Raw genomic sequence first — 7,013 nt, 5'->3', positions numbered from 1 at the left:
GCTCGGGCAAAGTCGGCGGCCACCTGGGGCGAGTCGCCGGGGGGGGGGGGGGCGCGACCGGGCCCGCCCCCCCCCCCCCCCCCCGCGCCACTACGGGCTCGGGGCCGCAACAGGAGCGCGAGCTCCCGCCGCCGGCCGACGCTCACACCGTCCGGGAGCGCAGCCCCTCAAGCAGGATGTCGAGCAACCGCGTGGAAGCCGCCGCCTGCTGCGCCGGATCCGGCAGCGCGGGCGCCGCCGTTGCTATCACCAGCAGGACGTCGGCCACCGTGACGTCGCCCCGCAGCTCACCGGCCTCCCGCGCGCGGTTCACCAGTCGGCCGACGACCTCCAGCAGCGCGCCCGCGCCCGCGTCGTCCGAGGGCTCGTCCTCCGCGGGCGTCCGCGCGCCCACGACCCGCAGGTCGGGAGCGCCGCCGGTGACGGCCGCCTGACGCTGGTGCGGCACCCGTGCCGCCGACGCGTCCGGGCCGGCCTCCTCGTCCGCCGTCCGGACCCGCAGCACCTGCGGCGGCAGCAGCCGTCCCGCGCCCGAGGCCACGGAGGTGCGCAGGAAGCGCGACAGCGCCTGCCACGGTTCCTCCTCCTGGCCGAGCGCGGTCCTGGCCTGCTCGGTGAGCCGGGCGGTCTCCTCCTCGGCTATGCGCCGGACCAGGACGTCCTTGCTCGGGAAGCGCCGGTACACGGTGCCGACGCCGACCCGCGCGCGCCGCGCCACGTCCTCCATCGGAGCCCCGTAGCCCAGCTCGCCGAAGACCTCGCGGGCCGCCCGCAGTACGTGCTCCAGGTTCCGCTGGGCATCGACGCGCAGCGGCGTGGACCTGCCGGTCCCGTGCGTGGTGCCGCCCGTGACGCCGCGACCGTTGCTCTCGACCGAGAGCGCGGTCGCAGAACCATGGAAATCGGAAATGTTCATATGTTTCCCCCGGTAATCATTTGTCTCCCCCCGGAGACATTCCCCGCCTTCGTGTCGAGGGGGCCACGGTCATGTGGGCCCGGTCCTACTCCTCGACGGGCTACGAACATAGTTGAGCCAGAGTCAATTCAGAAGAGGCAGCCCCGGACGGACCACCGCCCGATCGGAGCATTCGCCCCCACTTTTTCTTCACAACCTCCCGGAAGCACCCCTTCCGCCCACCCTGACCTGCACGTTCGCACCTCCGTCCAGGGTCCGGTTCAGCCCTGCCCCAGCACCACCACCGGTCACACAATGTGTCAGGCCTGTGGACAAACTCCCGGCCACGTTGCGTCATGGGATGGTGAAGGCTGCTAACTCCCGGGGCACGGACCCCGGTACCCCGCCCCGTACGCGGATCCTGGTCGTCGGCGGCGGCTACGTCGGCATGTACACGGCCCTCCGGCTCCAGCGAAAGCTGAGAACCGGCGAGGCCGAGGTCACGGTGGTCACCCCCGAGCCGTACATGACCTACCAGCCCTTCCTCCCCGAGGCGGCGGCCGGCTCGATCTCCCCCCGCCACGTCGTCGTCCCGCTGCGCCGCCTCCTCACCCGCTGCCGCATCGTCATCGGCGAGGCCACCCGCATCGACCACGCCAAACGGACCGCGACCGTCACCACCCTCGCCACCGAGGAGGAGGGCGCCGGCCCCGTCGAGATCGCCTACGACGAGCTCGTCCTCGCCCCCGGCTCCATCTCCCGTACCTTCCCCGTCCCCGGACTCGCCGAATACGGCATCGGCTTCAAGACGGTCGAAGAGGCCATCGGCCTGCGCAACCACGTCATCGAGCAGATGGACATCGCCTCCTCCACCCGCGACCCCGCGATCCGCGACGCCGCCCTGACCTTCGTCTTCGTCGGCGGCGGCTACGCGGGCGTCGAGGCCCTCGGCGAGCTGGAGGACATGGCCCGCTACGCCGCGCGGTACTACCACAACGTCAAGGCCGAGGACATGAAGTGGGTCCTGGTCGAGGCCAGTGACCGCATCCTCCCCGAGGTCGGCCCCGAGCTGGGCGTCTACACGATCCGCGAACTGCGCCGCCGCAACATCGACGTCCGGCTGGAGACGCGCCTCGAATCCTGCGAGAACCGCGTCGCCGTCCTCAGCGACGGCGCCCGCTTCCCCACCCGCACCGTCGTCTGGACCGCCGGCGTCAAACCGCACCCGGTCCTCGCCGCCTCCGACCTGCCCCGCAACGAACACGGCCGCCTCACGTGCACCGCCTTCCTCACCATCGAGGGCGTCGAGCACGCCTGGGCCGCCGGTGACGCCGCGGCCGTCCCCGACATCACCGCCCGGAAGCCCGGCGCCGCCTGCGCCCCCAACGCGCAGCACGCCGTCCGCCAGGCCAAGGTCCTCGCCGACAACCTGCTCGCGGCCCTGCGCGGCGAAGTCCTCACCGAGTACGCGCACAAGCACGTCGGATCCGTCGCCTCCCTCGGCCTGCACCGGGGCGTGGCCCTCCTCTACGGCCGCAAGCTCAAGGCCTACCCGGCCTGGTTCATGCACCGGGCCTACCACCTCAGCCGCGTCCCCACCTTCAACCGCAAAATGCGCGTCCTCGCCGAATGGACCCTCGCAGGCCTCTTCAAACGTGAGATCGTCTCCCTCGGCTCCCTCGAACACCCCAGGGCAGAATTCGAACTCGCCGCAGGTGGCGCCCCCAAGGACCCTCCGCCCCGCCCCGCCCCCAACCCCCCGCAGGACAGCCAGGGCTGACGTTGTCAGTGCGGTCGGCCACACTGGACGTGTGACCATAGGTGGGCTCACACCTGCACAGAGTGACATCGTCCAGTGCGCGACCGCCCTGAGCGACACAGCGACCACTTGCGACACCACGAGGCCTGAACGCAGTGAACTTCACGCGCTGGAGCGCCCGGTTTCCCGGAACGCAGCGCCGCGCCGCCGCCCGGACCGAACACGCCGCCGCCCAGGCCAAACGGGGTGAAGGCTCGGTCCCGGCGGCCCGCGGCGGCCGCGCCGACCCCGGAGCCGACCGCTCCGCGCCCACCGCGAACGGCCGCCCCGTCGACCCCACGGTCTCGGGCACCGGCACCGGCGCTGCCGCCGGCACCGCCCCGCACCCGGTCCCACGCGCCGCCGCGCCCTCCCTCGACGAGCTCTCCGTACGCGCGGTCCTCGGCCGCCTCCCGGCCCTGGTCGCCCTCGTCCACGGCCCCGAGCACCGCGTCGCCTACGTCAACGACGCCTACACGGCCGGGTTCGGCCCCCGTCCGACCGGCGCCCCCGCCGACGAGGCCCTGCCCGAACTGGGCGAGCTCGGCCTCCTCCCGCTCCTCGACCAGGTCCAGCGCAGCGGCAAGCCCCGTACCGCCAAGAACCGCACCGCACCGGGCGGCGGCAGCACGTACACCGTCACCTGCACCCCGGTGGAGTTCCCCAAGACCGACAGGGCGCGCGACCCGGACCTCCACCGCACCGGGGTCCTCGTCCACCTCGCCGACGTCACCGACCACGCAGAAGCCGTCGAACGGCTGCGCGCGAGCGAGCGCCGCCAGCGCGAGGCCGCCGTCACCCTCCAGCGCTCCCTCCTCCCGCAGGAACTGGAACAGCCCGACGACCTGCGCGTCGCCGCCACCTACCAGCCCGGCGGCACCGAGGCGGCCGTCGGCGGCGACTGGTACGACGTCATCACCCTCGGCGCCGGCCGCACCGCCCTCGTCATCGGCGACGTCATGGGCCGGGGGGTCCGCGCCGCCGCCGTCATGGGCCAGCTGCGCACCGCCGTCCGCGCGTACGCACGCCTCGACCTGCCCCCGCACGAGGTGCTCCAGCTCCTCGACGGCCTGGCCGCCGAGATCGACGCCAGCCAGATCGCCACCTGCGTGTACGCCGTCCACGACCCCAACGAGGGCCTGCTGGCCTACGCCTCGGCCGGCCACCTCCCGATCCTGGTCCGCGACGAGGACGGCACCGTCCGCCGCGCCGCCGACCCCACCGGCCCACCGCTCGGCACCGGCGGCTGGCTGCACACCTCGGGCACCATCGCGCTGGGCCCGGGTTCCACCGCCGTCCTCTACACCGACGGCCTCGTCGAACGCCGGGGCGAGGACATCGACGAGGGCGTCGCCGCCCTCGAACGCGCCCTCTCCGGCGCCCAGGGCACTCCCGCGGTCATCTGCGACCGCCTGATGCGCGCCCTCGGCGTGGACGCCGACCACGACGACGACGTGGCCGTGATGGTCCTCCAGCAGCCCGCCCGCACCGGCTCGGACGCGGAGCTCTTCCACAACGCGGCCCTGGAACTCCTCGGCGGCATCGAGGCGGCCCCGCGTGCCCGCGCCTTCGCCCAGGGCGTCCTCGCGTCCTGGCGGTTCCCGGTCGAGCTGTGCGACCTCGGGGTACTGGCCGCGAGCGAGCTCGTCGCGAACTCCCTCCAGCACGGCACCCCGCCCATGCGGCTGCGACTGCGCCGCACCGACCGCCGCCTGATCATCGAGGTCACCGACGGGGACGACCATCTCCCGCGCCGGCGCCGCGCCGAACCGGCCGACGAGACCGGGCGCGGGATCTCGATCGTCGCGACCATCGCCTCCTCCTGGGGCTGCCGGCGCACTCCGGGCGGCGGCAAGGCGGTCTGGTGCGAATTCGCCCTGCCCGACAAGCAACCGGACAAGTAGCCCGACGGACGGCCGGACCAGTAGCCCGACAAGTAATCGGACAACCGGCCCGGCCGGCGGTCGGACGTGCGGAAGGCCCCGGTCCATCGGACCGGGGCCTTCCCCCCTTCCTCACCCGCCGTGCGTTACGCGGGGACGCGCTCGTCGACCGGCGCGGCGGCAGCGGCCGGAACGTGCCGGGCCACGACCTTGGACAGCGACGGGTTGTCCTGCTCCGGGGTCAGCTGCCGTCCCAGCCGCAGCGCGAGCCACGCGATGCCGAGCGAGACCACCACGAAGATCCCGATGTAGAGCATCGGCGCACCCGCGCCCAGCGGCACCCCGAGCGGCCCCAGCGCCAGCGCCATCTGCTTGACCAGCGCGAAGGCCGAGTTGTACTGCCCCACGGAACCCTCCGGCGCCAGGTCGGCCACCAGCGGCGCCAGGGTCGGCGACAGCATCGCCTCGCCGATGCCGAAGAGCGCGTACGTGGTGATGAAGGCGGCGGCGGCCATCACGGCGCTGCCGTGCCCCAGCCCCGAGAACCCGGCGATGATCCACGCCACGGTCCAGATCAGACCGACCAGCGCGATCACGCGGGACCGGCGGCGCTTCTCGACCAGCCGCAGCACCACGAACTGCGCGACGACGATCGCGCCGGTGTTGGCGGCGAGCGCGAAGCCCAGGGTGGAGGGGGAGATCCCGGCGGCCTCGGTACCGAAGGCGGCGAGGCCCGACTCGAACTGCCCGTAGCAGGCGAAGAAGACGACGAAGCCCAGGACCAGCAGCTTGACCATCGCCTGGTGCCGGAGCAGCCGCTTCCACCCGCTGCCCGCGCCGTCGGTGCCCTTGGGCACGGCGTCCTTGATGACCGGTGCGTGCGGCATCCGCACGGTGAGGACGACCCCGGCGAGCACCAGGAACATCACGGACTCGATGCCGAACAGCAGGGTGAAGCTGGCGGGGCGGTGCTCGTCGACGATCTGGCCGCCGATGAGGCCGCCGATGCCCAGACCCAGGTTCTGCATGAAGAACTGCAGCGCGAAGGCACGGGTCCGGGTGGACGGCGTCGAGCACCACACGATCATCGTGGCCAGCGCCGGCTGCATCACGGCCTGCCCGGCGCCCAGCGCCAGAGCGGACATCAGGATCGGTACGAGGCCGCCGGAGAGCCCGAGCGAGAGCGCGCCGACCGAGGCGACGACGGCCGCACCGATGACGACGGGGACGGGACCGCGTCGGTCGATGACCCGGCCGGTGAGGGGCAGGGCGACCAGGGCGCCCAGCGCGAAGGCCACGAACGCGCTCGTTGCGGCCATGGAGCCCAGACCTCGCACCTGCGCCACATAGATGTAGAGGAACGGAACCGTGAAACCGATGCCGAACGCGGTCAACGCGTTCCCGGCCTGGATCCGCCGCATCGCAGCGCCCATCACCTTGGTCACTTCTCACCTGCCTTTGAGAGCTGAAGACTGAAGACTTCATAGCTAAAGTTCGATGCTTAACTCTACACATCGAAGGAGTTAGACGCCAATGGGCTCGTGCCATACTTCGACCCATGGGTGACACCCCCGACGGCACTACGCCCGTCCACGAGCCGAGCCTCGATGAGCAGATCGCCGTCTACCAGCGCGAGTTCCAGGACCTCGACCCCCAGGTCGAGAAGGTGGTGTCGGCGCTCAGCCGCCTGAACCGCCGCATGAACGTCGCGTACGGACGCCAGACCGCGGCCCTGGGCATCAGCAACGCGGAGTGGGAGGTCCTCAAGGCCCTCGTCATCTCCGGCGCCCCGTACCGCATGGGCCCCAGCGAGCTCGCGAAGCAGCTGGGCCTGACGCCGGCGGCGATGACGCACCGGATCGACCGCATGACCGCGGAGGGCCTGGTCACGCGGGAGCGGGACGAGTCCAACCGGGTCCGCGTGATCGTGGAGCTCACGGACGAGGGCCGCAGCAAGTGGCTGGACGCCATGCGCGCGGCCACGGTCTTCGAGGAGGACCTCCTCCAGGACCTCTCCACGGCCGAGCGCGGTGTCCTGGGCGACATGCTCACGCGGCTGCTGGACCGCGTGGAGGACTTGCAGTCCCCCAGCTGAACCCTGGGTTGACACAGGCATGGTCGGTCCGTAAGGTTCTTCGAGTTGTCCCAGAGCCTAAAGGTTGTGGCGACAACAACTCCCGCCGCCTCGTTGCGGCACCCAACTCAGCACGATCTCCCACCGGGAACGAATTTCGGCATGTCCGAATTCATTTCCGAAGGCCCGATTATGAGCCGCCGGGAAAATCCACTAGAGTTCGGGAGTCGGAAGGGCCCAACAGCCCCGAAGGCAAATCCCGCTGACTGGGAATCGGACACGAAAGAGTCTGGTAGAGTCGGAGACGCAAGAACAGAACGAAACGAAGCCCGGAGGAAAGCCCGTCAGGGTGAGTACGAAGGA

Annotated in this window: 5 protein-coding genes; 3 read left to right on the top strand and 2 right to left on the bottom strand. The window is 71.7% G+C overall.

Annotated elements, in window-relative coordinates:
- Positions 1-142: 142 nt before the first annotated feature.
- Positions 143-916 carry a TetR/AcrR family transcriptional regulator gene (locus ACWFQ8_RS08365; RefSeq protein ID WP_453785422.1) on the bottom strand — a complete coding sequence of 258 codons (774 nt, stop codon included), beginning with the start codon at positions 914-916 and terminating at the stop codon, positions 143-145.
- A gap of 340 nt (positions 917-1,256) precedes the next feature.
- On the opposite strand from ACWFQ8_RS08365, the gene ACWFQ8_RS08360 reads away from it, so the two are divergent.
- Both ACWFQ8_RS08360 and ACWFQ8_RS08355 read left to right on the top strand, forming a co-directional pair.
- Entirely contained in the window at positions 1,257-2,675 is a 1,419-nt protein-coding gene (locus tag ACWFQ8_RS08360) for an NAD(P)/FAD-dependent oxidoreductase (RefSeq protein ID WP_453785421.1), read from the top strand.
- Between the two features lie 134 nt (positions 2,676-2,809).
- A complete protein-coding gene (locus ACWFQ8_RS08355) occupies positions 2,810-4,597 on the top strand; it encodes an ATP-binding SpoIIE family protein phosphatase (RefSeq protein WP_453785420.1) in 1,788 nt (595 codons plus the stop codon).
- Between the two features lie 125 nt (positions 4,598-4,722).
- Here the strand turns inward: ACWFQ8_RS08355 and ACWFQ8_RS08350 are convergent, their stop codons facing one another.
- Positions 4,723-6,009 (bottom strand): MFS transporter, encoded by a 1,287-nt coding sequence (locus tag ACWFQ8_RS08350; RefSeq protein ID WP_453785659.1) that lies wholly within the window; start codon positions 6,007-6,009, stop codon positions 4,723-4,725.
- Positions 6,010-6,134: 125 nt separating this feature from the next.
- Between ACWFQ8_RS08350 and ACWFQ8_RS08345 the strand changes: the two genes are divergently transcribed.
- On the top strand, positions 6,135-6,671 hold the full coding sequence (locus ACWFQ8_RS08345; protein ID WP_069921218.1) for a MarR family winged helix-turn-helix transcriptional regulator: 537 nt from the start codon (positions 6,135-6,137) through the stop codon (positions 6,669-6,671).
- Positions 6,672-7,013 lie beyond the last annotated feature (342 nt).

Source organism: Streptomyces sp. NPDC055254, from assembly GCF_053606025.1.
Note: the sequence above shows the minus strand (reverse complement) of the source record. Positions and strands in the feature narration are given on the sequence as shown.

Bases quoted from the DNA above. Each gene is read 5' to 3' on its own strand.
- ACWFQ8_RS08360 (WP_453785421.1), top strand. From the start codon at position 1,257: ATGGTGAAGGCTGCTAACTCCCGGGGCACGGACCCCGGTACCCCGCCC.
- ACWFQ8_RS08365 (WP_453785422.1), bottom strand. From the start codon at position 916: ATGAACATTTCCGATTTCCATGGTTCTGCGACCGCGCTCTCGGTCGAG.
- ACWFQ8_RS08350 (WP_453785659.1), bottom strand. From the start codon at position 6,009: ATGGGCGCTGCGATGCGGCGGATCCAGGCCGGGAACGCGTTGACCGCG.
- ACWFQ8_RS08345 (WP_069921218.1), top strand. From the start codon at position 6,135: ATGGGTGACACCCCCGACGGCACTACGCCCGTCCACGAGCCGAGCCTC.